Annotated in this window: 24 protein-coding genes; 12 read left to right on the top strand and 12 right to left on the bottom strand. The window is 61.9% G+C overall.

Going from position 1 to position 26,807, the window contains the following annotated elements:
• Positions 1-106: 106 nt before the first annotated feature.
• From C9990_RS30235 to C9990_RS30270, 8 genes are all read left to right on the top strand, one after another.
• A complete protein-coding gene (locus tag C9990_RS30235; RefSeq protein WP_106805450.1) occupies positions 107-883 on the top strand; it encodes a hypothetical protein in 777 nt (258 codons plus the stop codon).
• Positions 884-1,070: 187 nt separating this feature from the next.
• Positions 1,071-2,312 (top strand): SfnB family sulfur acquisition oxidoreductase, encoded by a 1,242-nt coding sequence (locus tag C9990_RS30240; RefSeq protein WP_065899579.1) that lies wholly within the window; start codon positions 1,071-1,073, stop codon positions 2,310-2,312.
• A 25-nt stretch (positions 2,313-2,337) separates the two neighbouring features.
• The gene (locus tag C9990_RS30245) at positions 2,338-3,531 is read left to right on the top strand and encodes an SfnB family sulfur acquisition oxidoreductase (RefSeq protein WP_106805451.1); all 1,194 of its coding nucleotides are present in this window, start codon (positions 2,338-2,340) and stop codon (positions 3,529-3,531) included.
• Positions 3,531-4,883, top strand: a complete 1,353-nt coding sequence (locus C9990_RS30250) for an LLM class flavin-dependent oxidoreductase (RefSeq protein ID WP_106805452.1) — start codon at positions 3,531-3,533, stop codon at positions 4,881-4,883. Before C9990_RS30245 ends, C9990_RS30250 begins: the two co-directional genes overlap by 1 nt.
• 70 nt (positions 4,884-4,953) lie before the next feature.
• Positions 4,954-5,769 carry a MetQ/NlpA family ABC transporter substrate-binding protein gene (locus tag C9990_RS30255; RefSeq protein WP_065899576.1) on the top strand — a complete coding sequence of 272 codons (816 nt, stop codon included), beginning with the start codon at positions 4,954-4,956 and terminating at the stop codon, positions 5,767-5,769.
• Complete coding sequence (locus C9990_RS30260) at positions 5,766-6,881, top strand: methionine ABC transporter ATP-binding protein (RefSeq protein WP_106805453.1); 1,116 nt, start codon at positions 5,766-5,768, stop codon at positions 6,879-6,881. The genes C9990_RS30255 and C9990_RS30260 overlap by 4 nt, the downstream gene beginning before the upstream one ends.
• A complete protein-coding gene (locus tag C9990_RS30265; RefSeq protein ID WP_016974994.1) occupies positions 6,871-7,515 on the top strand; it encodes a methionine ABC transporter permease in 645 nt (214 codons plus the stop codon). Before C9990_RS30260 ends, C9990_RS30265 begins: the two co-directional genes overlap by 11 nt.
• A gap of 108 nt (positions 7,516-7,623) precedes the next feature.
• Positions 7,624-8,253, top strand: a complete 630-nt coding sequence (locus C9990_RS30270; protein ID WP_106805454.1) for a bifunctional 2-polyprenyl-6-hydroxyphenol methylase/3-demethylubiquinol 3-O-methyltransferase UbiG — start codon at positions 7,624-7,626, stop codon at positions 8,251-8,253.
• Here C9990_RS30270 and C9990_RS30275 read toward each other — a convergent pair.
• The 4 genes from C9990_RS30275 to C9990_RS30290 all read right to left on the bottom strand — a co-directional run bounded on the left by C9990_RS30275 (position 8,247) and on the right by C9990_RS30290 (position 15,882).
• A complete protein-coding gene (locus C9990_RS30275) occupies positions 8,247-10,421 on the bottom strand; it encodes a glycoside hydrolase (RefSeq protein ID WP_106805732.1) in 2,175 nt (724 codons plus the stop codon). The two genes, C9990_RS30270 and C9990_RS30275, sit on opposite strands and share 7 nt — an antisense overlap.
• 228 nt (positions 10,422-10,649) lie before the next feature.
• The gene (locus C9990_RS30280; RefSeq protein WP_065899572.1) at positions 10,650-13,715 is read right to left on the bottom strand and encodes an efflux RND transporter permease subunit; all 3,066 of its coding nucleotides are present in this window, start codon (positions 13,713-13,715) and stop codon (positions 10,650-10,652) included.
• On the bottom strand, positions 13,712-14,782 hold the full coding sequence (locus tag C9990_RS30285; protein ID WP_106805455.1) for an efflux RND transporter periplasmic adaptor subunit: 1,071 nt from the start codon (positions 14,780-14,782) through the stop codon (positions 13,712-13,714). Before C9990_RS30285 ends, C9990_RS30280 begins: the two co-directional genes overlap by 4 nt.
• Positions 14,779-15,882: an efflux RND transporter periplasmic adaptor subunit gene (locus C9990_RS30290; protein ID WP_106805456.1), complete on the bottom strand. Its 1,104-nt coding sequence runs from the start codon at positions 15,880-15,882 to the stop codon at positions 14,779-14,781. The genes C9990_RS30285 and C9990_RS30290 overlap by 4 nt, the downstream gene beginning before the upstream one ends.
• 121 nt (positions 15,883-16,003) lie before the next feature.
• Here C9990_RS30290 and C9990_RS30295 point away from each other — a divergent pair, with 121 nt between their 5' ends.
• Complete coding sequence (locus tag C9990_RS30295; protein WP_106805457.1) at positions 16,004-17,164, top strand: AAA family ATPase; 1,161 nt, start codon at positions 16,004-16,006, stop codon at positions 17,162-17,164.
• A 133-nt stretch (positions 17,165-17,297) separates the two neighbouring features.
• Here the strand turns inward: C9990_RS30295 and C9990_RS30300 are convergent, their stop codons facing one another.
• The 7 genes from C9990_RS30300 to C9990_RS30330 all read right to left on the bottom strand — a co-directional run bounded on the left by C9990_RS30300 (position 17,298) and on the right by C9990_RS30330 (position 23,403).
• Positions 17,298-18,152: a transporter substrate-binding domain-containing protein gene (locus C9990_RS30300; RefSeq protein WP_106805458.1), complete on the bottom strand. Its 855-nt coding sequence runs from the start codon at positions 18,150-18,152 to the stop codon at positions 17,298-17,300.
• Positions 18,149-18,925, bottom strand: a complete 777-nt coding sequence (locus C9990_RS30305; protein WP_106805459.1) for an amino acid ABC transporter ATP-binding protein — start codon at positions 18,923-18,925, stop codon at positions 18,149-18,151. The genes C9990_RS30300 and C9990_RS30305 overlap by 4 nt, the downstream gene beginning before the upstream one ends.
• A complete protein-coding gene (locus C9990_RS30310; RefSeq protein WP_106805460.1) occupies positions 18,922-19,581 on the bottom strand; it encodes an amino acid ABC transporter permease in 660 nt (219 codons plus the stop codon). Before C9990_RS30310 ends, C9990_RS30305 begins: the two co-directional genes overlap by 4 nt.
• Entirely contained in the window at positions 19,562-20,227 is a 666-nt protein-coding gene (locus C9990_RS30315; RefSeq protein WP_057725386.1) for an amino acid ABC transporter permease, read from the bottom strand. Before C9990_RS30315 ends, C9990_RS30310 begins: the two co-directional genes overlap by 20 nt.
• Positions 20,228-20,919: 692 nt before the next feature.
• Positions 20,920-21,702 (bottom strand): MetQ/NlpA family ABC transporter substrate-binding protein, encoded by a 783-nt coding sequence (locus tag C9990_RS30320; RefSeq protein ID WP_063033612.1) that lies wholly within the window; start codon positions 21,700-21,702, stop codon positions 20,920-20,922.
• Positions 21,703-21,851: 149 nt separating this feature from the next.
• Positions 21,852-22,772, bottom strand: a complete 921-nt coding sequence (locus C9990_RS30325; protein WP_106805461.1) for a sigma 54-interacting transcriptional regulator — start codon at positions 22,770-22,772, stop codon at positions 21,852-21,854.
• Positions 22,773-22,821: 49 nt separating this feature from the next.
• Positions 22,822-23,403, bottom strand: a complete 582-nt coding sequence (locus tag C9990_RS30330; RefSeq protein WP_065899566.1) for an alpha/beta hydrolase — start codon at positions 23,401-23,403, stop codon at positions 22,822-22,824.
• A 694-nt stretch (positions 23,404-24,097) separates the two neighbouring features.
• On the opposite strand from C9990_RS30330, the gene C9990_RS30335 reads away from it, so the two are divergent.
• The 3 genes from C9990_RS30335 to C9990_RS30345 all read left to right on the top strand — a co-directional run bounded on the left by C9990_RS30335 (position 24,098) and on the right by C9990_RS30345 (position 26,303).
• A complete protein-coding gene (locus C9990_RS30335) occupies positions 24,098-24,385 on the top strand; it encodes a hypothetical protein (protein ID WP_256595145.1) in 288 nt (95 codons plus the stop codon).
• A 122-nt stretch (positions 24,386-24,507) separates the two neighbouring features.
• On the top strand, positions 24,508-25,356 hold the full coding sequence (locus C9990_RS30340) for an EamA family transporter (protein ID WP_106805462.1): 849 nt from the start codon (positions 24,508-24,510) through the stop codon (positions 25,354-25,356).
• Entirely contained in the window at positions 25,356-26,303 is a 948-nt protein-coding gene (locus tag C9990_RS30345) for a LysR substrate-binding domain-containing protein (RefSeq protein WP_106805463.1), read from the top strand. Before C9990_RS30340 ends, C9990_RS30345 begins: the two co-directional genes overlap by 1 nt.
• 101 nt (positions 26,304-26,404) lie before the next feature.
• Here the strand turns inward: C9990_RS30345 and C9990_RS30350 are convergent, their stop codons facing one another.
• The gene (locus C9990_RS30350; protein WP_010565408.1) at positions 26,405-26,806 is read right to left on the bottom strand and encodes a biopolymer transporter ExbD; all 402 of its coding nucleotides are present in this window, start codon (positions 26,804-26,806) and stop codon (positions 26,405-26,407) included.
• Position 26,807 lies beyond the last annotated feature (1 nt).

Below are 26,807 nucleotides of genomic sequence, written 5' to 3' on the forward strand. Positions count from 1 at the left end.
ATTGGATCCTATCCCGGCTATTTTCTGAATCGTTCATTTCGACCCCGTGCGCACCCGCGCCAAGGGGCCGGAACGATTGCTGCTGGCTGCATCAAGGAGATTACTTATGACGCGCACCGCCACCCCGGCCATGCTCAACGCCCCGACGTTGCCCCAGGCACTTCGCACCGGCATCAATGCCCTCGCCGCCACTCAGCTGCAGGTCGATATCGCGCCGTACCCCGGCATGGATGAAGGCGACCTGATCGAGCTGTTCTGGAACAACTGCTTTGCGGCTTCACGGCGAGTCACGGCCGGCAAGGTCGGCACGTCGACGCGCCTGCGCGTACCGGAAAGTTTTGTGCAGGACGGCCCGGCGCAGGTGCACTATCAGGTCATGCAGATCGGCCATGGCCCTGCGCGCTCGGCGACCACGCAGGTGCGCGTCAAGACCCAATGCCCGGGCGGGCAGCCTGCGCAGCTGTACAGCGACGAAAACCACAACCTCGCCCCCGTCGGCCTGCCCGAGACGATCCGCCGCTACGGCGTCAACAGCAGCCAGGTGCGGCGCGGAATTCCCCTGACCATCGAACCCTACCAGCACATGACCACCGGCGATGCCATCACCCTGCGCTGGGGCGATGTACGCATGGACCTGCCAAGCATCCAGGCCAAGGCCGTCGGCCTGGCCGTGCAGGTCTGGGTACCGTCGACGGTGATTGTCGAAGCCGGCGACGACTGCCGGCTGGAGGTGACGTACTGCATTCTGGACCGCGTCGGCAACAATTCCCGCTGGGCGCCCGCCCGCACGTTGAGGATCGCCGCCTGGGTACCCGCCCGCCCCGGCGGGGCCGCGCAGAGCTATCAGCCACGCCCCCTCGGTTCACCCTGCGAACCTGGGTGACAGACCTTCTATGCATATTCCCAAAAGTTAGTTTATTTAAATATTTAACACGCTTAGGGTATATGCACCGGACCACCGGACATTCCTGATTTTCCTGTTGTCATTTCATTGAATGCGAGGTCGGTATGGTCAGAATTACCCCGGTGCATAACGCCAGGGCATTACGTGCAGCCAAGGAGCGGCGCTGATGTCTAACTTGGCTCTAACACCCCCCCAGAGTGATCTGGACGTAGCCCCTCTGTTGTTGCCGGCCGTCGTGCTGCGCAACGATGCAGAGGCGCTGAACGCCGCCCATGAGCTGGCCCAGGCTGCGCGCCTGCAAGCCGCCAAGCGCGACCAGCAACGCAAGTTGCCGTGGGCACAGATCGAGCAGTTCACCCGCAGTGGGCTGGGCAGTATTTCCATTCCCCGCGAATACGGCGGCCCACAGGTGTCATTCACCACCCTGGCCGACGTGTTCGCGATCATCAGCGCGGCCGATCCGGCCCTCGGACAGATCCCGCAGAACCATTTCGGCATCCTCCACGTGTTGCAGGGCGCCGCCACCGAACGCCAGAAAAAACAGCTGTTCCAGAGCGTGCTCGACGGCTGGCGCATCGGCAACGCCGGCCCGGAGCGCGGCACCAGGAACACCCTGGAACTCAAGGCCCGCATCACCGCCGAGGGTGACGGCTACGTGATCAGCGGCCAGAAGTTCTACTCCACCGGCGCGCTGTTTGCGCATTGGGTTGCGGTGAAGGCGCTCAACGATGACGGCAAGCAAGTCATGGCGTTCGTGCGCCGTGGAACCGAGGGGCTGCGCATCGTCGACGACTGGTCCGGCTTTGGCCAACGCACCACCGCCAGCGGCACCGTGCTGCTGGACCGGGTGCCGGTGGACGCCGAGCTGGTGGTCGAGAACTGGCGCCTCGGCGAAACCCCGACCATCCAGGGCGCCGTGTCGCAACTGATCCAGGCCGCCATCGATGCCGGCATCGCCCGTGGCGCGCTGGATGACACCATTGCCTTCGTGCGCGAGCGCTCGCGCCCGTGGATCGACGCCAAGGTCGAACGGGCCAGCGATGACCTGTACGTGATCGCCGATATCGGCAAGCTGAAAATCGAACTGCACGCCGCCGAAGCGCTGCTGCGCAAGGCCGGCCAGGTGCTGGACCAGGTCAGTGCCGCGCCGATCACCGCGCAGTCCGCCGCCCGTGCGTCGATTGCCGTCGCCGAAGCCAAGGTGCTGACCACTGAAGTGTCGCTGCTGGTCAGCGAAAAGCTCTTCGAACTGGCCGGCAGCCGCGCCACCCTCGCCGAATTCAACCTCGACCGTCACTGGCGCAATGCCCGCGTGCATACGCTGCACGACCCGGTGCGCTGGAAGTATCACGCGGTGGGCGCGTATCGCCTGAACGGCACCTTGCCGGCTCGTCACTCCTGGATTTAACCGACCAGACCTCTGGAGAATACGCATGACCCTTTCTCATCACGTCGCGGTTATCACCAGCGACGAACAAGCCCTTATTGTCGCCAGCGACCTGGCCGAAGACTTCCGCCGCGACAGCGCCCAGCGCGACCGCGAGCGCCGCCTGCCGCTGCCTGAGCTGGACGTGTTTTCGCGCTCCGGCCTGTGGGGCATCAGCGTGCCCAAGGAATACGGCGGCGCCGGTGTGTCCAACGTCACGCTGGCCAAGGTCATCGCACTGATCGCCCAGGCCGATGCCTCGCTGGGCCAGATTCCGCAAAACCATTTCTATGCCCTGGAAGTGCTGCGCGTAAACGGCACGCCGGCGCAGCAACGCCGCCTGTACGCCGAAGTGCTCGCGGGCCAGCGTTTCGGCAATGCCCTGGCGGAACTGGGCACCAAGACCGCCCATGACCGCGTCACCAGAATTACCCGCGACGGCGACGGCTTTCGCATCACCGGCCGCAAGTTCTACTCCACCGGCGCGATCTACGCCCAGCGCATCCCTACTTCAGTGGTGGATGAACACGGCGTGCAGCAACTGGCGTTTGTCCCCCGTGACAGCGAAGGCCTGAGCGTGATCGACGACTGGAGCGGCTTCGGCCAGCGCACCACCGGCAGCGGTTCGGTGGTGTTCGATAACGTCTGGGTCGCCGCGCAAGACGTGATCCCGTTCCAGAGCGCCTTCGAGCGCCCGACCACCGTCGGCCCGCTGGCGCAGATCCTCCACGCCGCCATCGACACCGGCATCGCCCGCGCCGCCTTCGAGGACGCGCTGCACTTTGTGCGCACCAAGACCCGCCCGTGGATCGACTCCGGTAACGACAAGGCCACCGAAGACCCGCTGACCCTCAAGAGCTTCGGCCACCTGAGTATTCGCCTGCACGCCACCGAGGCATTGCTGGAGCGCTCCGGCGAATTCCTCGACCGCGCCCAGGCCGACAGCAACGCCGAGACCGTGGCGGCAGCGTCCATCGCCGTCGCTGAAGTGCGCGCCCTGAGCACCGAGATTTCCCTGGCCGCTGGCAGCACGCTGTTTGAACTCGCCGGCAGCCAGGCCACCCTCGCCGAGCATGGTCTCGACCGGCACTGGCGCAACGCCCGCGTGCACACCCTGCACGATCCGGTGCGCTGGAAGTACCACGCGGTCGGCAACTACTACCTCAACGATGAAAACCCGCCACTGCGGGGGACCATCTGATGGCGAAGAAAAAGATCCTGCTCAATGCCTTCAACATGAACTGCATCGGGCATATCAACCACGGCCTGTGGACCCATCCACGGGACACCTCGACCCAATACAAAACCCTCGAGTACTGGACCGACCTCGCGCAATCCCTGGAGCGCGGGCTGTTCGACGGTTTGTTCATCGCCGACATCGTCGGCGTGTACGACGTGTACCAGAACTCCATCGATGTGCCGCTCAAGGAGTCGATCCAACTGCCGGTGAATGACCCGCTGCTGCTGGTCTCGGCGATGGCGGCGGTCACCCGGAACCTCGGTTTCGGCCTGACTGCCAACCTCACCTACGAGCCGCCGTATCTGTTCGCCCGGCGCATGTCCACCCTCGACCACCTGAGCCGTGGCCGGGTCGGCTGGAACATCGTCACCGGCTACCTCGACAGCGCCGCCAAGGCCATGGGCCTTACCGAGCAGGTCGAGCATGACCGGCGCTACGACCAGGCCGATGAGTACCTGGAGGTGCTCTACAAACTCTGGGAAGGCAGTTGGGAAGACGACGCGGTGCTCAACGACCCACAGGCGCGGGTGTATGCGCAGCCGGGCAAGGTGCACAAGGTCGAGCACCATGGCGAGTTCTACCAGGTGGAGGGTTATCACCTCTGCGAGCCTTCGCCACAACGCACGCCGGTGCTGTTCCAGGCCGGCAGTTCGGAGCGTGGCTTGCTGTTCGCCGGGCGCCACGCCGAGTGCGTGTTCATCAGCGGGCAGAACAAGGCCGCGACCAAGGTCCAGGTGGACAAGGTGCGCGCCAGCGCGGTCGAGGCCGGGCGCGACCCGGACGCCATCAAGGTGTTCATGGGCCTCAATGTGATCGTGGGCGCGACCGAAGAACTCGCCTGGAAGAAGCACGCCGAGTACCTGGGATACGCCAGCCCGGAGGCGGGCGTGGCGCATTTCTCGGCGTCCACCGCGATTGATTTTGCCCAGTACGAACTCGACGAACCGATCCAGTACGTGAAGAGCAACGCGATCCAATCCGCCACCAAGAATCTGCAAAACAACGACTGGACCCGGCGCAAATTGCTTGAGCAACACGCCTTGGGCGGTCGCTATATCACCCTGGTCGGCTCGCCCGAACAAGTCGCCGACGAGCTGGAGTCGTGGATCAGCGAAACCGGCCTGGATGGGTTCAACCTCACGCGCATCGTCACCCCGGAAAGCTACGTCGACTTCATCGACCTGGTGGTGCCCGAGTTGCAGAAGCGCGGGTCGTACAAAACCGAATATGCGCAAGGGACGCTGCGGGAAAAAGTCTTCCACGGCACTGCGCGCCTGCCCGAACAGCACACCGGCTCCACCTACCGCCACTGAACCCTGGAGGAGCCGGCTCCTACAGTTGATCGCGTTATTAACATCGACATCTTATGACTGGAAAACCACTATGAAAAAGACGCTCCTCACTCACCCAGTCAAAGCACTGGTCCTGGCCTTCGGCTTGTTCAGCTCGGCGGTGTTCGCGGCCGATGCGCCGCTGAAAATCGGCACTACCGCCGCCTTCGCGATTCCGCTCGAAGCCGCCGTGGCCGAAGCCGGAAAGCAAGGCCTGAAAGTCGAACTAGTGGAGTTCACCGACTGGATCGCGCCCAACGTCAGCCTGGCCGCCGGCGACATCGACGTGAACTACTTCCAGCACATCCCGTTCCTGGAAAACGCCAAGGCCGCCGCCGGCTTTGACCTGGTGCCGTACGCGCCGGGCATCATCAACAACGTCGGGCTGTATTCGAAGAAGTACAAAAGCATCAACGACCTGCCCCAGGGCGCCAGCGTGGCGATTGCCAACGACCCGATCAACAGCGGTCGCGGCCTGCAACTGCTGGCCAAGGCCGGCTTGATCACGCTCAAGCCGGGCGTGGGCTACAAGGCCACTGAAGAAGACATCGTCGCCAACCCGAAGAAGATCAAGATCCTGCAAGTCGAGGCCGTGCAACTGGTGCGCGCCTATGACGATGCCGACCTGGTGCAGGGCTACCCGGCGTATATCCGCCTGTCCAAGACCTTCGATGCCGAGTCGGCGCTGCTGTTCGACGGCCTCGACCACCCGGAATACGTGATCCAGTTCGTGATCCAGCCGAAGAGCAAAACCGACCCGCGTGTGATCAAGTTCGTCGACATCTACCAGCACTCGCCGGTGGTGCGCGCCGCGTTGGATAAATCCCTCGGCAAGCTCTACCAAGTGGGCTGGGAAGATAAAAAATGACCGCCGCCCACTCTCAACTGCGCGACCTGGGCTTGCCGCCCAGGGACGCCGAGCAGACAGAACTGCACCCTGACCTGAACCGCGCGCACGTGCGCTTTATCAACTTGGGCAAGACCTATGACGGCAACGTGCATGCCCTGCAAGGCATCGACCTGGCGATCCAGCGCGGTGAAGTGTTCGGCATCATCGGCCGCAGCGGCGCCGGTAAATCCTCGCTGATCCGCACCATCAATCGCCTGGAGCAACCGAGCAGTGGGCGGGTGCTGATCGATCAGGTGGACATCGGCGACTTCGATGAGGACCGCCTGGTGGCGCTGCGGCGGCGCATCGGCATGATCTTCCAGCACTTCAACCTGATGTCGGCCAAGACCGTGTGGCAGAACGTCGAGCTGCCCCTCAAGGTCGCCGGCGTGCCCAAGCCCCAGCGTGAGCAGAAGGTGCGCGAGCTGCTCGAACTGGTCGGCCTGCAGGACAAACACAAGGCCTACCCGGCGCAACTTTCCGGCGGGCAGAAACAGCGCGTGGGCATCGCCCGTTCGCTGGTGCACGACCCCGAGATCCTGCTGTGCGACGAGGCCACTTCGGCCCTCGACCCGGAGACCACCCAATCGATCCTCGGCCTGCTGCGCGAGATCAACCAGCGCCTGGGCCTGACCATCGTATTGATCACCCATGAGATGGCGGTGATCCGCGAAATCTGCGACCGCGTGGTGGTGCTCGAGTACGGACACATCGTCGAGCAAGGCCCGGTGTGGGAAGTGTTTGGCAACCCGCAGCATGAGGTCAGCAAGACCCTGCTGGCGCCGCTGCAACACGGGCTGCCGCAAGAGCTGCAAAACCGTCTGCAACCCACGCCCGGCCAGGCAGACGCGGCGGTCGTGCTGCGCTTGCAGTTCACCGGCAACGACACCGACGAGCCGGACCTGGCCGCCTTGTTCGCGGCCCTCGGCGGGCGCGTGCGCTTGCTGCAGGGCGGTGTGGAACGCATCCAGGGCCACGCGCTGGGGCAATTGCTGCTGGCGGTGAATGGTTCACCGCACGACGCCGACGTGCTGCGCAGCCGCGCCGGTAACTGGGCACAACAGGTGGAGGTGCTGGGTTATGTGGTTTGATCGTTTAGTACAAGGCGCCATCGACACCCTGTTGATGGTCGGCGTGTCTTCGTTGATCGCGTTGCTGGTGGGGATTCCGCTGGCGGTGTTCCTGGTCACCAGCGACAAGGGCGGGATCTATCAGGCCCCGGCACTGAACCGCGTGCTGGGAGCGTTCGTCAATCTGTTCCGCTCGATTCCGTTCCTGATCCTGATGGTGGCGCTGATCCCGTTCACCCGGCTGATCGTCGGCACCACCTATGGCGTGTGGGCAGCGGTCGTGCCGCTGACCATCGCCGCTACGCCGTTCTTCGCGCGCATCGCCGAGGTGAGCCTGCGTGAGGTCGACCACGGCCTGATCGAAGCGGCGCAGGCCATGGGCTGCCGGCGCTGGCACATCATCTGGCATGTGCTGTTGCCGGAGGCGCTGCCGGGGATTGTCGGCGGTTTCACCATTACCCTGGTGACCATGATCAACTCGTCGGCCATGGCGGGCGCGATTGGTGCGGGTGGCCTGGGTGACATTGCGTACCGCTATGGTTACCAGCGCTTTGACACGCAGATCATGCTCACGGTCATCGTACTGCTGGTGATTCTGGTGGCGGTGATTCAGTTGGGTGGCGACCGGTTGGCGCGGGTGCTGAACAAGCGCTGAGTATTGGGGGCTGCTGTGCAGCCCCACGCGGGGCAAGCCCGCTCGCCACAGGGTGGGTCGATCGATTGGGGTATAGTCGGGCCCTCTCAGTGCCCGGTATTGCTCACCATGCCTCTCAAGCCCGACGACCTCGACCAGATCACGTCCACCACCCTCGGCCACTACAACAGCGTGGCCGAGTCTTTCCGCGAAGGCACCCGCGACCACGATGTGAGCCAGAACATCGACGCGCTGTTGCGGCATATCCAGGGTACGGCGCCGTTCACCGTGCTGGATTTCGGCTGCGGGCCGGGCCGGGATTTGCAGACGTTTACCCGCCTGGGTCACATCGCTGTCGGCCTCGACGGCTCCGAGCGCTTTGCGCAGATGGCGCGCGAGGACAGTGGTTGTGAGGTGTTGCAGCAAGACTTCCTCAAGCTGGACCTGCCGGTCGAGCGCTTCGACGGGATATTCGCCAATGCGGTGCTGTTTCATATTCCCAAGCAGGAATTGCCGCGCGTGCTCAAACAGCTGCATGGCGCGCTGAAGCCTGGCGGAGTGTTGTTCAGCTCCAATCCCCGTGGTGAAAATCGCGAGGGCTGGAATGGGCCGCGCTATGGGTCTTATCACGACCTGCAGGCGTGGCAGGCCTTGCTGACGGCGGCAGGGTTCGTGGAGTTGGAGCATTACTATCGGCCGGCCGGGTTGCCTCGGGAGCAACAACCGTGGCTGGCGAGTGTGTGGCGCAAACCTCAGTAGGAGCCCACCTGATAGACCTGGGGCGGCTGCCCCTCGACTAACGCTGTCACACTCCGCGCGGCAAAATCCGCGACCAACCGCGTGCCATCGGCAAAAGTGGTTTCCTGCACTTGCCTGTCCGCCGTCAGCCAACGAAACCCCGTCATCGCCTGGGTTGCCAGCCGCTGGTGCAACGGCCGGAAAAACCGATCCTGGCGCTGTATCAGCGGCAGCCGCTGCTCAATCGTCGAAGCACTCAGGTGATACAACGGCGGCACGTTGTACAGCAGTTGGGTCAACTCATTCTCAGCCTGCACATTGGTCAGCTTCAGGCTGTCGAACAGCCAATGGTGAGTGGTGATGACCGAGCCGTGGAACACCGCCTGGTACAGCGGCAGGCGCATGGTCGGCGCGAAATACACGGTACGAAGCGGCTCATTCAGCGGGACCGCCTTGAAGAACACCGTCGGCTGCTCAGGCGGGTACCAGTTGCCGACGTAATAGGGCGACTGCTTGTCCTGGGTCATCTGGCGATCGCCCCAACCGATCACCGGCGTCTGCATACCGTGGGCGAACAGAATGCCCTGGGCGGTGACAGCGTTGCCATCTTCGGAACCGGCAGGCAGCTTCAGCGCAGTATTCAGCCAGCGGGACGCGTCAACATTGCCTTCGGCATTTTGCGCCTGGGTCATTGGCGCGCCATCACGATAGCTGTCAAACAGCATGCTGGTGGCGTAGGCATCGAGGAACCAGGCGTTGAAACCCGCCTTGGCTTGCACCGCCTTCACCCGCGCTTCCAGCAGCGGCCGTACGCAGCGCGGGTCGGTGTAATGGCCGGATTGCTGGAAGCCGGTCTTGAACGTGCCGTCTTTCAGCACAATGGCACAGTCGCGATAGGCCTTGCTGCCCAGGTGGGCGGTGGTCCAGTCCGGATTTTCGGTGGTGGATAACGCGGTTTCATAGGAGTCGTACGGGGCCATCAGGTAACCGGCGTTGACGCCCGCCTGAATCGCTTCCGGGTGCCAGAGGCCGCCCTCCCAGCCTTCGCCTAGGGTCAGCAGCAGGCGCTTTAGCCCAGCATCTTGCAGCGCCTGGACGGTCTTGGCCGACAGCGTGCTGCCCCAGGTCTCGGGGCTGTCACTCAAGGCGCCCGCAAACGCCATCGCCAATTCACGGCGCAAGACGCCATAACCTTCGGCCAGTTTGAGCATGTCCGGCTCGTCGGTGGCCAACCAGGTTTGCCGAGCCTTTTGGTTGATCGCCGCGTTGAAGCCGCGCAGCAGCACGGACTTTTGATAGCGATCCAACGTGCCGGTTTGAGCCAGCACCTGCGCGGCCTCTTTGTCCAATCTGCCCTTGAGCTCATGACCACGCAGCACCTTCACCAGCAGCGGCCAGTCACGCACATCCTCCGACCCCAGCAGGTCATTGCCCCACAGGTAGACATGACTGGCGCCCAGCAGCTTTTCGGCTTCGGGCGTGTTTCGCAGTTTGTCCGCCAAGGGTTCAAAACGGCCCTGCTCCACCAACCATTGACGGTAGCGCTTGGCGCCGGCCAAGGGATCGGCTTCCCCCAGGTGCAGCAGCAGGGTCATCGGTGCGTCCGGGTCGAGCGCGGTAAATTCATGGGCCACTGACAGCGCCATTCCTGCCTGCCAGCGCAGGCGATTGTTGTAGGGATTGGTCAGCAACCAGTTCAAGGTGAACCGCCCGTGGTCCAACCCCCACAGAGGCAGGCTGAGGTCCTGGGTCGTGTTGAAATCACCTTGCTCCAGCAAAAACGCTTTCCACACAGCATTATCGACCGGCACGTAATGCCCTTCGGCCAACGGCCACATCAGCCCTTTGCCCAGGGCACTGGCGGGTTGCTGAAGAATGGTCAACTCGCCCGGCTCCCGCGCGCGAAGGGTCAACTTCAGATCACGCTGCTCAAGGCTGGCGCTCACCCGAAAGGCGCCGTCGTCCCAATGCCAGCTCGCTTGCTGATCGCGCTGTTCAAGCTGGCTGACAGCACGGGCCGCTACGCCGCTGGAGGCTTCTACGCCCGGTTGACCGTTCGGTGTAACGCGGATGGCTAGAGTGGCCGGCTCGATTTCGACCCGCCACAGGGCGTTTTCCAGAACGGTGGCGAATGTCAGCGGCGAGAGCAGGAGACCGCAGAGCAACGTTATTGAACGCAAGTAGCGCATGGGATTCGGCCCGGACGAAGTGAAAGTCGGCAGGGTAAACCACTCGATGGCGTGCAAGAGTTGTACACGCTAATTCGGGAAGTTTCATACATGCCTCAAGGCCGGTGAGATCCACGCGTGGCACGGGAGCTTGCTCCCGCTGACTGCGCAGCGCGCCCCCGGCTTTTCAGGCGGCGCTCCACACCCCAACGCAAGCAAGCTTGCCCACCACAGCAAGCCTGCACATTTTCAACCACGTTTTTCCTGTTGCTCTGGCTTCGGCTCGCGAATCTTGTACCAAGCCACATACAGCGCCGGCAGGAACAGCAGTGTCAGCAACGTGGCGATGATGATCCCGCCGATCATCGCGTAGGCCATCGGGCCCCAGAACACTTCGCGGGCGATGGGGATCATGCCCAGGCTGGCCGCCGCCGCCGTCAGCAGGATCGGCCGGCGCCGGTGTTCGGTGGCTTCCACCACGGCGTCCCACGGCGTGTAGCCGTCGCGCTCGTAGGCATCGATCTGGGTCACCAGGATCACCGAGTTGCGGATGATGATGCCGATCAGCGCCAGAATCCCGAGGATCGCCACAAAGCCCATCGGCGTGCCCGTGGGAATCAGCGCCAGCACCACGCCGATCAGCCCCAGCGGCGCGACACTCGCCACCAGGAACATCTTCTGCACGCTGTGCAGCTGGATCATCAGGAAGGTGGCCATCAAGAACAGCATCAGCGGCACCACGCTGGCAATCGGGCCCTGGGCCTTGCCGCTTTCTTCCACGGTACCGCCGGTGGCGACCTTGTAGCCCACCGGCAGGCCGGCGCTGAACTTGTCGATCTCGGGCTTGAGTTGCTTGACCAGGTCGGTCGGCTGCATCTCATCGCGCACCGACGCTTTGATCGTGATGGTCGGCTTGCGGTCGCGGCGCCACACCAGCGGCTGTTCAAGCTCGTAACGCACGGTGGCAAACGCCAGCAGCGGAATCGAGGTGCCGTTGGGCGTGACGATCTGCAGGTTCTGCAGGGTTTCCGGGGTGCCGCGCTCGGCATCTTCGGCGCGGCCGACCACGTTGATCAGGTAGATATCATCATGCACCTGGGTCACCGAGGCACCACTGACCACGCTGTTCATCAACTGCGCGACGTCTTCCGACGACAGCCCCAATTGCCGCGCCTTGTCCTGGGCGATGTCCACCCGCAGGACTTTGCCCGGCTCGTTCCAGTCGTAGATGATCTCGCCCAGGTGGGTGTTTTTATCCAGCAGGGTCGCCAGCTCGATGGCGTGCTTGCGTACCTGGTCGGTGTCTTTGCCCGACACCCGATACTGGATCGGGCGTCCCACCGGCGGGCCCATTTCCAGCGGCTGCACAAAGCTGCCGACGCCGACAAAGTCATCACGCAGGCGTTTTTGCAGGCGCGCAATCAACGCCCCGCGCTCTTCCAGGCCCTTGCTGACGATGACCAACTGCGCGTAGTAGGGGTTTTCCAATTGCTGGTCCAGCGGCAAGTAGAAACGGATCGCGCCCTGGCCGATATAGGTGCTCCAACGCGCGATGTCCGGGTCGTCCTTGATGATCGCTTCGAGGCGGTCGACGGCCTTGCGGGTCTCGTTGATCGAGGCGTTTTGCGGCAGGTTGAGGTCGACGAGGATTTCCGGGCGGTCCGACGACGGGAAGAACTGGTTCTGCACAAACTGCATGGAGAACACCGACGCCACAAACAGGCCCACGGTGATGCCAATGGCCCACCAGCGGTTGCGCATGGCCCACAGCATGCCGTAATTGAAGCCGCGCCCGATTCGCCCTGGCTCGTTGCTGTGGGGCTTCACGTTGGCGCTGAGGATATGCACGCCGATCACCGGCGCAAACAGCACCGCCACCACCCATGACACCAGCATCGCCACGGCAATCACCGCGAACAGCGTGAAGGTGTACTCGCCCGCCGAACTGGCGTTGAGGCCGATCGGTACAAAACCGGCGACGGTAACCAGCGTACCGGTCAACATCGGGAACGCCGTGGAGGTGTAGGCGTAGGTCGCCGCCTGCTCCTTGGTCTCGCCTTTTTCCAGGCGCGTGATCATCATCTCGACGGTGATCATCGCATCGTCCACCAGCAGGCCGAGGGCGATGATCAATGCGCCCAGCGACACGCGCTGCATGGTGATGCCGCTGTATTCCATGAACACGAACACCAGCGCCAGCACCAGCGGAATCGAGCACGCCACCACCAGCCCGGCGCGCATGCCGAGGCTGATAAAGCTCACCACCAGCACGATGATCACCGCTTCGAACAGCGCGCTGGTGAAGCCGCCCACGGCCTCTTCCACCACTTCCGCCTGGTCCGACACCTTGTGCACGCCGACGCCCACCGGCAGGTCGGCGGTCAGCTCATCCATGCGTGTGTGCAAGGCCTTGCCGAACGACTGGATATTGCCGCCCTTCTGCATGGCGATGGCCAGGCCAATTGCCGGCTTGCCGTTGAAGCGGAACATGGGCCGCGCGGGGTCGACGTAGCCACGGCTGATGTCGGCAATGTCCGCCAGACGATAGAAACGGTCATTGAGCCGCAGGTTGACGTTGGCCAGGTCCTTTTCCGAGGCGAATTGCCCCGAAGTGCGCACCGAGATCCGCTCCGGTCCGGCTTCGATCACCCCGGCCGGCGTCACCGCGTTCTGCGATTGCAGGCTCTGCACCACCTGGCGCTGATCAATGCCCAGCGCCGCAAGTTTGCGCGTGGAGAAGTTCAGGTAAATCACTTCGTCCTGCTGGCCGATCATCTCGACCTTGCCCAAGCCCGGCACCGAACGGATCTCGGCACGCACCTGTTCCACGTAGTCGCGCAGTTGGCGCATCGACAGGCCATCGCCGGTAAACGCGTACACCGAGCCGAATACGTCACCGAACTCATCGTTGAACGACGGTCCCTGCAGGCCCTGGGGGAAGGTGCCGCGAATGTCGTCGATTTTCTTGCGGACCTGGTACCAGATCTCCGGGATGGCCTTGGCGCTGGTGGTGTCCTTGAGGAACACGAATACCGTGGACTCGCCCGGCCGGGTGTAGCTCTTCACGTAGTCGAGGGAGTCGAGTTCCTCGAGTTTCTTCTCGATGCGGTCGGTGACCTGCTTGAGGGTTTCTTCCTGGGTCGCGCCTGGCCAGCGGGTCTGGATCACCATGGTCTTGATGGTGAACGACGGGTCTTCCTCGCGGCCCAGGTTCATGTAGGAGAACACGCCCATCAGCAGCGCGACGAACATCAGGTACCAGACGAAGGACTGATGCTTGAGGGCCCAGTCGGATAAGTTGAAGCTCCCTTTCATCGCGGGCTGTCCTCGTCGATTTTGACTTTCTGCCCGGGTTTCAGGCTGTTCACGCCGGCAGTGACCACACGCTCACCGGGTTTGACGCCGCCGCTGAGCAAGGCGCTGCTGGCGTCACGGCTGATGACCGTGACGTCACGCGGTTGCACGGTCTGGCTCTGGGTGTCGAGCAGCCAGATGCGGGTCTTGCCGTCGACTTCCTGCAAGGCGCTGATGGGCAATTCGATACGCGGTGCGATGGTTGAACTCAAGGTCACGCTGATCGCGGTGCCAAGACGAAACGCGGGCGGCGTCTCGGCCAGGGTCAGGCGCGCGCGACGGGTGCGCGTGGCGCTCTGGGCCTGGGGTTCGATCTCACGCACGACGGCGGTGGTGTGCACGCTGGGGTCGAGTTGCCCGGCCACCAGGAACACCACATCCGGCGGCAGGCGCTCGGCCAGGCCGGCGGGCAGGTCGATCACCGCTTCCTTGATGTCCGGGCGGGCCAGGGTGACCACTTGCTGGCCGGCGCTGACCACCTGGCCGGCCTCGGCGTTCCAGGCGGTGACAATGCCGGCGTGGTCGGTGCGCAGTTCGGCGTAGTTGAGTTGGTCCTTGGCCTGGTTGACCGAGGCCTGGGCCTGGTCGAGGGAAGCCTGGGTAGTCTTCAGGTCGGTCTGGGCCACGTCCAGCTGGGCTTGGGCACCGACGCCCCGGTTGAACAGCTCCTGCTGGCGCCGCGCGTTGGCCTGGGCGTTGATGAACTGCGCCTGCACGCGGGCAAGGTCGCCCTGGGCGGCGCGCAACTGGTTTTGCTGGTCGGTGGGGTCAAGCACGGCGAGCAAGGCGCCCTTCTCCACTTCGGCGCCGACGTCCACGGCGCGGCGGGCGATGCGACCGGGCACACGGAAACCCAGGTTGCTCTCGTAGCGGGCCTGGATGGTGCCGGCGAAGCGACCGAGGTTTTCCTGGTCTTCGGACTTCACTTCCATCGACAGCACCGGGCGCAGTGGCTCGGGCGGCGGCTCTTCCTTGGAGCAGGCCATCAGCAACAAGCTGGCAGCGAGTACCACCGTCAACTGCTTCATGGTTGCACTCCTTGCGCCTGGGCCTGATCCGGCGGCTGGGCGATTTCCACCACCATGCCCGGATGCAGCAACTGCCCGCCGGCCACCACGACTTTTTCGCCGCCCTTGAGGCCGTCGCTGATGATGACTTTGCCGGTGAGATAACGTGCCACGGTGACCTTGTGCAGTTGCGCCTTGCCGTCGCCGTCGATCAGCCACACGGCGGGTTCGCTGAGGTCTTTGGTCAGCGCCGCCCACGGCAGTTCGATGCTGGCCTTGGCCGGGCCATTGGCGGTGGCGCTCACCACCGAGCCCAACTGCATGCCTTTGGGCAACGCCTGCAGGGCGATCTTCACTTGCACGGTGCCGGTGTTGGCCGCCACGGCCGGGGTGACTTCGCGGACTTTGCCCACCGCCTTGATGCTCGGATTGTCGAGCAGGCTCACGGTGATCGGTGCATCGGGCGGCGGCTCGACCAGCAGCGATTCATACACGTTGAACACCGCATCGCGCTCGCCATCGCGGGCCAGGCTGAAGATCGGCACAGTGGCCTGCACCACCTGGCCGACTTCAGCCTGGCGCGCGGTGATGATCCCCGGTGCATCGGCCACCAGCGCGGTGTAGCCGAGCTGTTCGCGGGCGTTGGCCAGTTGGGCCTGGGCCGCGGCCAGGGCGCTTTGGCTGCTGCGCAACGCGGCCTGGGCAGAATCGTATTCACTGCGGCTGGTGTAGCCCTTGGGCAACAGCTTTTCCTGGCGCACGAACGCGGCGGCGGTCTGCTTGACCCGCGCCTGCTCGGCCACGACCTGGGCCTGGGCGGAATCGACGTTGGTCTGCAAGTCCTTGGGGTCGAGCCTGGCCAGCACTTGCCTGGCGCTGACGCGGTCACCGACATCCACCGTACGCTGGATGATCTTGCCGCCGACGCGGAACGACAAATCGGTTTGCACGCGCGCCTGGATGTCCCCGGTGAGCGTGACCGCCGCGGCGAAATCCGCCGGCTGTACGGTCTGTACAAACACCCGGGAATGCTGCTTGGGCTCGGCTTTGTCCTGGCCACAGCCGCTCAGCAGCGCCAGGAGGCCAAGGCTCAGAATAATGTTTGCAGTGCGACCGCCCATGCAGGCTCCTTTTGCGTGATGCCGACTTGCCAGTGTGTATGCGACTGTGAGCTTAGATCAGGGTTCCTTATCTGCATGGAGGCTCCCATACTCCAATGGTTCCCAAGCTGACTGAATGCCCATGCTCAAGACCCTCGCGGTGGCCAATTACCGCTCGATCAACAAATTGGTGGTGCCGCTGGACCGGCTGAACCTGATCACCGGGCCCAACGGCAGCGGCAAGTCCAACCTGTACCGCGCCTTGCGCCTGCTGGCCGAAACCGCTCAGGGCGGAGTGATCAATGCACTGGCCCGTGAGGGCGGGCTGGACTCGACCTTCTGGGCCGGCCCCGAGACCATCAGCCGACGCATGCACAACGGCGAGGTGCCGGTGGAAGCGGTCGTGCGCCAGGGTGTGAAGCGTCTGCGCCTGGGGTTTGCCGCCGAGGATTTCAGCTACGCGATTTCCCTCGGCTTGCCGGAGAAGACCCTGTCGTATTTTTCGCTGGACCCGGAGGTGAAGAAGGAATGCATCTGGGCCGGCCACGTCTACCGCCCGGCCAGCCTGCTGGTGCAACGCTCCGGGCCGATGGTGCGCGCTCGCGAAGGCCGCGCCTGGGATGTGCTGGCCCAGCACACGCCGAACTACCACAGCCTGTTCGACCAGGTCGGCAGCCTGCGCGGCTCACCGGAAGTGTTGCTGTTGCGCGAAAGCATTCGTGGCTGGCGTTTTTATGATCACTTTCGCAGCGATGCCGATGCCCCCGTGCGCCAACCGCAACTGGGCACGCGCACACCGGTGCTGCACCACGACGGTCGCGACCTGGCGGCGGCGTTGCAGACCATTCGCGAGATTGGCGACCCCGAGGCCTTGCAGCGCGCGGTCAGCGATGCATTTCCCGGTGCACGCCTGAATATCCAGCCGTTGCAGGGCGGGCGCTTCGCCCTTGAGTTTTATCAGGAGGGGTTGCTGCGGCCACTCTCGGCGGCGGAGTTGTCGGACGGCACCTTGCGATACCTGCTGCTGATCGCGGCGCTGCTGACGCCTCGGCCGCCGACCATGATGGTGCTGAACGAGCCGGAAACCAGCTTGCATCCGGACCTGCTGCCGGCGTTGGCGCGCCTGATTATCCAGGCGTCACAGCAGTGTCAGGTGTGGGTGGTGTCGCATGCCAGCCGGCTGATTGCGGCGTTGCAGCAGGATGAAGGGTGCAATTCGATTGTGCTGGAGAAGGTGCTGGGGGAGACGCGGATTGTGGGACAGGGAATTCTGGATGCACCGGCTTGGCATTGGCCGGAATAAGAGGGGCCTGGAACGGCCTCTTCGCGAGCAGGCCCGCTCCCACATTTGTCCGCATTCCAGAGGTGGAACTCGGTCGATGTGGGAGCGGGCTTGCTCGCGAAGACGGTAGATCAGTCACCCAACAGCTGACAGATCAACCCTGCCACTTGCCGCCTTCAACAATCACGCTCTCAGGCTTGGTGTCATCGCTCAGCTCTTTACGCACGTACTGGTCGTACAGCTTGAGCAGGAATTTCTCCTCACCCAACTTCGCCAGCTCGGCATTCACCCAGTCGCGCAGTTCGATGTTGCCCTTCTTCACCGCCGGCGCAATCGGCGCTTCGTCGCCGAGTTTTTCTTCCAGCACGCGGTAGCCCGGGTTCTGCTTGGCCCAGCTGAACAGCACCAGGTTATCCTGCGCGTACGCATCACCACGGCCGGCCGACAGCGCTTGCAGCGATTCGGAGTTTTTCTCGAACTTGAGCAGTTTCCAGTCCGGGTGGTTCTTGGTCAGCCAGATATCGGCGGTGGTGCCGGTGGTAACGATGGTGGTGCGGGTGGCCAGGTCATCCAGGCTTTTTACCGCGCTGTCGTTAGGCACCAGGGCCTGCACCGCGACTTTCAGGTTGGGGTTGGTGAAGTCCACCGCTTCCTTGCGTTCCGGGGTCACGGTCATGTTGGCGAGGATCAGATCGACCTTGTCGCTTTGCAGGAACGGAATACGGCTGGCCGGCTCGACAGCGACGAACTCAACCTTGTTTTCATCGCCCAGCAGGTCCTTGGCGAATTGGCGGCCGATGTCGGTATCGAAGCCCACATAGCGCCCGGCTTCGTTGACGAAGCCGAACGGCGGTTTGTCAGTGAATACGCCGACAATCAGCTTGTCGCGCGCCTTGATCTTGTCCAGCGAACTCACGGCGGCAGCCGCTGGTTTTGCAGGCTCTTCGGCCTTTTTGTCGCAGCCGGCGAGTAATGCGACGGCAATCAGGGGCAGTAGTAACTTTTTCATATCAGCTCCAGTTCCTGGTTCTTCTTGGGCAGTGTTGAAACAAAGGAAAACTTCTCCAGGAACTGCTGCGCGCGTGCGGTTTGCGGGTTCGTAAAGAATTCTTCGGGGGGGTTGTGTTCGAGGATGCGACCGGCCTCCATGAAGACGACGCGGTCGGCGACGGCGCGGGCGAAGGCCATTTCATGGGTGACGATCAGCAGGGTCATGCCATCGCGGGCCAGGCCCTGGATCACTTCCAGCACTTCCTTGACCATTTCCGGGTCAAGGGCGGCGGTGACTTCGTCAAACAGCATGACCTGCGGGTTCATGCACAACGAGCGGACGATCGCGATACGTTGCTGCTGGCCGCCGGACAACTGACGCGGGAAGGCGTCGCGCTTGTCGGCCAGGCCGACGCGCTCGAGCAGTTTTTCCGCCTGTTCGCGGGCTTCGCGAGGGTCGCGTTTTTGCACTTTCAGCGGGCCGAGCAGGATGTTGTCGAGCACGCTCATGTGCGGGAACAGGTGGTAGCTCTGGAACACCATGCCCACGTCCTGGCGCACCTGGCGCCAGTCGGTGGCTTTGTCCAACAGTTCGTTGCCGGCGAATCGCAGGCTGCCGCTGTGCGCCACTTCCAGGCCGTTGAGGCAGCGCAGCAAGGTGCTTTTGCCGCAGCCGCTGGGGCCGAGGATCACCACCACTTCGCCGCTTTGCACGCTCAAGTCGATGCCCTTGAGCACCTGCTGCTCGCCGAAGAATTTGTTGAAACCCTTAAACTCGATCAATGCGCTCATGCTTGGGCCCAGCGCCGTTCCAGCACCTTGGAGGCGGCCGACAACGGGTAGCAGATAAAGAAGAAAAACAGGAACAGCACGCCATAGATCAATACCGACTCGTAGGTGCGTTCGATGATTTGCTGGCCGACCTTGATCACGTCCACCACGCCGATCAGCACCGCCAGCGAGCTGGTCTTGATGATGCGCGTGTACACGTTGATGGTCGGCGGCGTCATGCGCTTGAGGGCCTGAGGCAACAGCACATAGCCGTACAGCTGTGGGTCGGACAGGCCAATCGACAAGCCGGCTTCACGCTGGCCACGGGGCAGCGAATGCAATGCGCCACGCACCACCTCGCCCACCTCACTGGCGCCCCACAGCGACAGCACCAGCACGGCGCACCAGAAGCTCGGAATGCTCAGGCCGAAGAAAATCGGCAGTCCGAAAAACAGCAGGTACAACCAGACCAGCACCGGGATCGCGCGAAACAGCTCCAGGTACACCCGCAGGACCGCGTTGATCAGTGCGTTGTTCAAGGTCCGCAGCACGCCATACAACACGCCACCGACGGTGCTGAAGGCGATGCTCAGAAACGAAATCGACAGGGTTTGTGCGGCGCCCTTGCCCAGTTGCGGCAACGACACCCACAACAACTCAAGACCCGAACTGGCCATGCTGGAGCCTCCTTTCCAGGCGGCTGAGCAGCAGCGACAACGGCAAAAACAGCAGTACGCAAATCAGCGTCAGCACGGCGAGCATTTCGTAAGTCTTGTAGTAGAGGGCGATGTAGCTCTTGGTGGTGTAGAGAATCTCCGGCACCGCCACGGCGGAAACCACCGTGGTTTCCTTGAGCAGGAAGATGAAATTGGCGAACAGCGCCGGCAGGCTGAGGATGCCGGCCTGGGGCAGGATCACATGGCGCAGCAGTTGCCAGTCGGAGAGGCCGATGGACTTGCCGGATTCGATCTGCGCCAGCGGCACCGCTTCCACGCCGGCGCGCAGTACTTCGGTGAGGTAGGCACCGCCAAGGAACGTCATGGTGATGATCGCCGCCCAGAAGCCAGAGATATTCAAGCCCAGCGCGGGCAAGGCGAAGTACACGAAGAACAGCTGGATCAGCAGCGGCGTGTTACGCGCCAGCTCGACGTACAGCGCCACCAGGCGCGACAGGTAGGGTGTGCGAAACACCAGCAGCGCGGCGTTGATCAGCGCCACCAGCAACGAGGTGGCAATGGCGATCAAGCCCACTTGCAGCGTCACCCCCACGGCCTTGAGAAACGCCGGCAGGGTGCTGAGGATAAAAGCGAAATCGAAGGTCATCTTGAGTCCATGACGCCGCAAGGGTAATGCAGCGGGCGCAATCCAGTCCGGCGTGGGTAACGTCGGGTAGCACGAACTCTAAAGGTATAAAAAGCAAAATTTAAATACCCAAATAGCATATTGATATCACCCAAAAAGATAACCGCCGGATTCGCGGGTTTGATGGGTGGCAGCTATGGTTGGGGGGTCTGTGATTCGAGGGAATGAATAATGAACAACACGAAGCCGATTGATCCGCAGGAGCTGGTGAAATGGTTGGTGGCGTTGCGTAGGGCGATCAATAGCCGCGCGGCCTGATTGTGGGAGAGGTCGAGCTGTAGCGAGGCTGTGAAGGCGGCGGCACTGACGGTCCTTTTGTGGCTGACACACCGCCTTCGCGGCCTCGCTGGGGCTCGACGGCTCCCACAGGGGGGGTCTGCTGTGTGGCTGGGATTTGAGCAAGAGCCGGCGTTCGCTGGTTGCAGTTTCTCCAGAGTGTCGCTGTGTGGCAGGGATTCCAGCCCCCACACCGCCCAACTGTGGGAGCTGGCTTGCCTGCGATAGCGGTCTTTCAGTCGCCGGTAGGCCGGCTGACCCACCGCTATCGCCGGCAAGCCAGTGCCTACAGTCTTGAAGCCTCTGAAGCCCATAAAAAAACGCCGACGCTGTAATAGCCGTCGGCGTTCAAACCTTGAAGGGGGTTTTGGGTTACATCAGAACGCAGGCACTACGGCGCCGTTGTACTTCTTCTCGATGAAGGCTTTGACTTCCGGGCTGGTCAGGGCCTTGGCCAGTTTCTGGATGGCGTCGCTGTCCTTGTTGTCCGGGCGGGCAACCAGGAAGTTCACGTACGGCGACTTGGCGTCTTCGATGATCAGCGCGTCCTTGGCTGGGTTCAGGCCAGCTTCCAGGGCGTAGTTGGTGTTGATCAGGTCCAGGTCAACCTGGTCCAGCACGCGTGGCAGCAGCGCCGATTCCAGCTCTTTGAATTTCAGGTTTTTCGGGTTGCTGGCGATGTCTTTCGGCGTGGCCAGGGCGTTGGTCGGGTCTTTCAGGGTGATCACGCCGGCTTTCTGCAGCAGCAACAGGGCGCGGCCGCTGTTGGAGCCTTCGTTCGGGATGGCCACGGTGGCGCCATCTTTGAGCTCAGAAATGTTCTTGATTTTTTTCGAGTAGCCGCCGAAGGGTTCAACGTGCACACCGACCACGGTGACCAGGTTGGTGCCCTTGCCCTTGTTGAAGTTTTCCAGGTACGGCAGGGTCTGGAAGTAGTTGGCGTCCAGGCGCTTCTCGGCAACCTGCACGTTTGGCTGTACGTAGTCGGTGAAGACTTTGATTTCCAGGTCCACGCCTTCTTTGGCGAGGGTTGGCTTGACCAGTTCGAGGATCTCGGCGTGCGGGATCGGGGTGGCGGCAACCACCAGTTTCTCGTTGGCCTGGGCGAAGCTTGCAGTCAGGGCAGCCGCCAGTGCGGTAAACAACAGAACCTTTTTCATGCAGTGTCCTTATCGAAATTCCGGGGCGTCTCTGACGACCGTTTTTTATGTGGTGTGCCAGCGAAGTGCTATCGCGGCGTGGAATGGACAATACCTAGATTTTTTATTCCCGAACAATATCTTTTATTCACGTTGATATTCCATTTTGTTCATGTAGCGGCTTGCTCACGTAGAAAGGCGCGCAAGGCTTCCTGCTCGGCAGGGCTGGCGGCGGCAAAGATGCGCTGCACCTGTTCCAGCGGCGAGCCCGCTACCGGCAGGTTCAAATGCTCGGGCAGAATCTCGTCGCCGCTGCTGACGAGCAAGGCGAAGTGAATAACGTTTTCCAGCTCGCGGGTATTGCCCGGCCAGCTGTGGTGTTCCAGCACCTTTTGCGCCGCATCGCTGATCAGCGGCACCGGCAGGTCCAGGCGCTGGCTGTAGATGCCCAGGAAGTACTCGGCCAGGGACAGGATGTCGCCGACGCGCTCGCGCAATGCGGGCAAGTCCAGCTGGCCTTCGCTCAGGTAATGGAACAGGCGCTCATGGAACTTGCCGGCCGCTACAGCCTGGGCGAGGTCGATGCTGGTGGCCGCCACCAGCCGCACATCCACCGGGCTTGGCTGGTGGGCGCCGACGCGGGTGACTTCGTGATTCTCCAGGGCCGCGAGCAGCTTGACCTGGATCGGCAGTGGCAAGTCGCCAATCTCGTCCAGGTACAAGGTGCCGCCATTGGCCGAGCCGAACCAGCCGGCCCGGCTGCTGGCCGCCCCGCTGTGGGCACCGGCGGCGTAGCCGAACAACTCGGCGTCGGCGTAAGTCGGGCTGATGGCGCCGCAGTTGACCGAGACAAACAAGCCAGTACGGTCGCTGCCCCGATGGATATGCCGGGCCAACAGCTCTTTACCGCTGCCGGTCTCGCCGCGAATCAACACGGGCAAGGCGCGCGGCGCGAGGTTTTCCAGGTCTTCGCGCAGCTGGCGCGAGCGCGGATCGACAAACACCAGGGCCTTGGCGCGGATGCTCAGCGGGCTTTTTTCGGCGTCGGGGAAGGTCAGCAGGGGCTGACCGTAGGTTTCATGCAGACTCATGGCAGGCTCCCGCCCCAAATCCACTCAGGGACGGGGCGTTGAAAAAAGGTCAGGCAGTGCGCCGGGCGTGATGCTCGAGGCGGCTTTGCAGGCGATAGAGGTAAGCGAAGCCCTGCTCCCAGCGCTGGTGACCGGACTTCACATTGATATGCCCGGCCCCCGAGAGGATTCCGGCTTCGGCGCCCCAATTGCGCGCCAGCTCCAGCGCCCGAGGGGCACTGACGGCGCTGTCGTTGTCGGAACTGACCACCTGGCTGGGAAACGGCAGCAGGTCGGTCGGGATCGGGGCGAAGTTGCGCAAGGCGGGCGAGCAGGCCGGGCGTTCGACATCGGCCGGGGCCACCAGCAAGGCGCCGCGCACCTGCCGCAAAAACTGCACGGGTGCGGTGGCGGCCCAATGAGCCACTGTGATGCAGCCCAGGCTATGGGCGATCAGGATCACCGGCGTGCTGTCGGCGGCGATAGCCTCGGCCAGCGCGGCCACCCAGTCTTCGCGGCGTGGCGTCAGCCAGTCGGCCTGCTCCACGCGCGCGCTGTTGGGCAGGCTGTTTTGCCAATGGGTTTGCCAATGATCTTCTGGCGATCCTTGCCAGCCCGGCACGATCAGATAACGAATCGACTCGCTGTGCATGGGTGTGCCCTCCTGCAGCGTTTAACGTTGCTGATCAGTATAGGGACGCGGTTTATATTCGTTAAGGAATAAGAAGCTATTTATTAATAACCAAAACCTCAATTCAAAGGAGAATCAAACTGTGGGAGCTGGCTTGCCTGCGATGGCGGTGTGTCAGCCAGCTTATCTGTATCTGTAAGACCGCTATCGCACGCTGCTAAACGGTAGGTAGCAGCTGTACGCGGGTTAGCAGACTGGTCAATAGGAACACCAGCGCACCCGTGGGCGCCCCACGCACAGCCACCATAAGGTAGATGTGACAGTGTGCCTATTGAGCTCAGGCTGCTAAACCCGATCACTGAAAACCAGCGACGGGCCGAAGACTAGCCATCCATTCCAACAGCCACACGGCGGCAGCGATTGCCTCGGAAACGTCCTGCAATTTAAAGGGACACGCCTTGCTGGCCCTTTACAAGACATGACGAAATGCCACTTCCGTTCAGATGATGGCTTTTTTGTAGGAGAGGTCTCCCATGACGGATTTTGATGGCAGCGCTGACGATGTTTCGCTTTTTCAGGGCGTGGTGAGCTTAGTTAAATAAGGACTTCAACTAACCTTCGTAAGGGATTGCGATGAACGTCAATGTCAGTATGTTTCGCCAAGAAGTATCTAAAGGAAGAGCTTAAGTGCGATTTTTACTTTGAACACCGCGGCATGGCAATCGAAGAACAATTGTTCAGAGCCCCCATCCTGAGCTTTTCCAAAGAAGGTATTCCTTTGATCAGGTACTTTCGCGTCTACATTGAGTCGGCTTACCTCAAGGCTGGAGTGCCCCTCACCTCCGGGCAAATTCAGGCATTGGATTTTTTAGATACCGTTCTTGATCAATCATCAGTCCAACATCGAGTGCTGCTCGAACCAGGACAGGTACTTATTTCAGCTGACAACAAGTTTCTCCATACCCGAACGCACTTCATCGATATCAACGCTCCGTCCGAATAGATTGATGACGCGACACCTTTAAAAGACTTGAATCGGTACATGCTACGGATGTGGTTGCGCAAACAATGATGCCTTAACGGTCATCGCCTCCGACTTCCAATACCTATCAACAGCAGAGCCCCATGGACAACTCCGACATCGCGATCACCCTCGTTTTGATTTCCGCCATCATGCACGCGACCTGGAACGCGGTCGTTCGGGCCGGTAGCAGTCGTTTCATGACATTGGCCATGGTCGATGGTACGGCGTTGCTGATCTGTCTGGTGGTGCTGCCTCTGGTTAATGTGCCAAGCCTGCAGGTGTGGGGCTACGTGCTGGTTTCCGTGGTGCTCAACACGGCCTATCGATTGTTCTTGATCAAGGCCTACGAAACCGGCGACTTTGGCCAGGTCTATCCGGTCATGCGCGGCGTGCCACCGGTTTTGGTCGCGCTGTTTTCTTACTTCCTACTGAATGAGCACCTTTCGATTCATGCAATGGCAGGGGTGCTGCTGATATGTGCAGGCATTATCAGCCTGACATTCGTGCGAAAAATGACCGCACGCATGTTCAAACCTATCCTGATGGCAGTGTGCGCGGGTGCCTTCATCGCGTCCTACACGGTGGTGGATGCCAAGGGAGTAAGAGCCAGTGAAACGGTCCTGCAATACATCATCTATCTGACGGTATTCCAAAGCATTCCGATTCCGGCGCTGGCGTTTTTCAAGCAGCGTTTGTCACTCGCACAGGCCATTCGCGGCCAGTGGCGGGTCGGCCTTATGGGCGGCGTTTTTTACCTCACATCCTACGGGTTGGTGCTGTTTGCACTGTCGCTGGACGCGGTAGCCAAGGTCTCAGCGCTGCGAGAAACCAGTGTTATTATCGGCGCCATTATTGCCGCGCTGTTCTTTCATGAACGCTTCGGCTGGCGGCGGATGCTTTCGGCACTCGTCATTGTTTGCGGGATCATCCTGATCAAAGTGAGCACCTGATGTCCCAACGCCCGCCTCCTACCCCCATGCTGCAAGCCTTTGTCAGTGCGGCGAAAACGGGGAGTTTTGCCCGTGCGGCCATAGAATTGAATCTCACCGCTAGTGCAATCAGCCATCAAATTGCAGGTCTGGAGGAGTGGTGGGGCGTGCCGTTGTTCGAGCGTCACTCACGGGGCGTCAAGCTCACAGCAGCAGGACAGGTTTTGCTACCGGTAGCCGATGGCTTCTTCAAAGAGCTTGATGCGGTGCTGCATTCGCTCAACCCGAGCAAATCCCAGCCGCTTTACCTGTCGTGCACATCTTCACTCTGTTCCACCTGGCTGATTCCAAGGATGCACGGCTCTCACACGCAAGCTTCATTCAATATCGACCTGATCCTGACCAGTGCAGATATGAACAGCGCCAATCTCGGAGCTCATCAATTCGATGTCGCGATTGTGATGGGATACGGCGATTACCCGGACCATCATGCTGAACTGCTGATGCGCGATGCGGTGTTCCCGGTTTGCGCAGCTGAGTTTCAACGAGTGAATGGCGATATTTCCCTGACGGATGTAGCACGATACCCGCTGATTCACCGCGTGGACGATCAAGTGTGCCCGGGATGGGAAAGCTGGTTTTCATTCCAGGGGCTAGCGGCTCCGCCTTATCACCATGGGCCACGCTTTCCGGACTCCAGCCTGGCAATCAGTCTGGCGGTGAAGGGCGGCGGGATTGCGCTGGGCAGGACTGCGTTGGTGTATGACCAATTGGAGGCGGGTACATTGGTCGCACTGGAAGCACAAGTAATGATGTCGCCTGCTGCGTACTACGTTATTTGTCGGAATGGGCGGCAGTCGGAGCCCGATATCGCTCGGTTAATTGACTGGCTCAAGACCAATGCTGGAGAGTTTTCGCGGGAAGTTGCAGTCAGGCACCCACACATCGCTGGGGTTAGCTTGACCTAAACGGCTGAGCCGTCGCGCTCACTCGATTGGCTGAAATCGAGGCAAAAAAAAGGCCGCACCCTGCCAAGGAGACGGCCAAAAAATTGTCGAGGCATTTGAAGCTAACGTGCGGTAATCACCGACAACTTGGTAATGCCCGCGCGCTCGATAGACGCCATGGCTCGCGCCACTTCGCCGTAGTTCACACCATCATCGGCCTGCAGTTGCACCCGCACATCGGGGTCCTTGGCCTTGGCCGCCTGCAGGTTGAATTCCAGCAGGTCCGGCTGGATTTCGTCCTTGTTGATAAACAGCTTGCCGGCGCCGTCGATGCTCACCACCAGCGGGTCCTTCTGCTCCACCGGGGCGACGGCCTCGGTCTTGGGCAGGTTGATCGGGATCGCGTTGGTCAACAACGGCGCGGTGACGATAAACACCACCAGCAGTACCAGCATCACGTCCACCAGCGGCGTGACGTTGATCTCGCTCAGCACCTCATCACTGTCTTGCGTGGAGAAGGCCATC

This window comes from Pseudomonas sp. S5D5 (assembly GCF_003013355.1).
Taxonomy (GTDB): Bacteria; Pseudomonadota; Gammaproteobacteria; order Pseudomonadales; family Pseudomonadaceae; genus Aquipseudomonas; species Aquipseudomonas aylmerensis.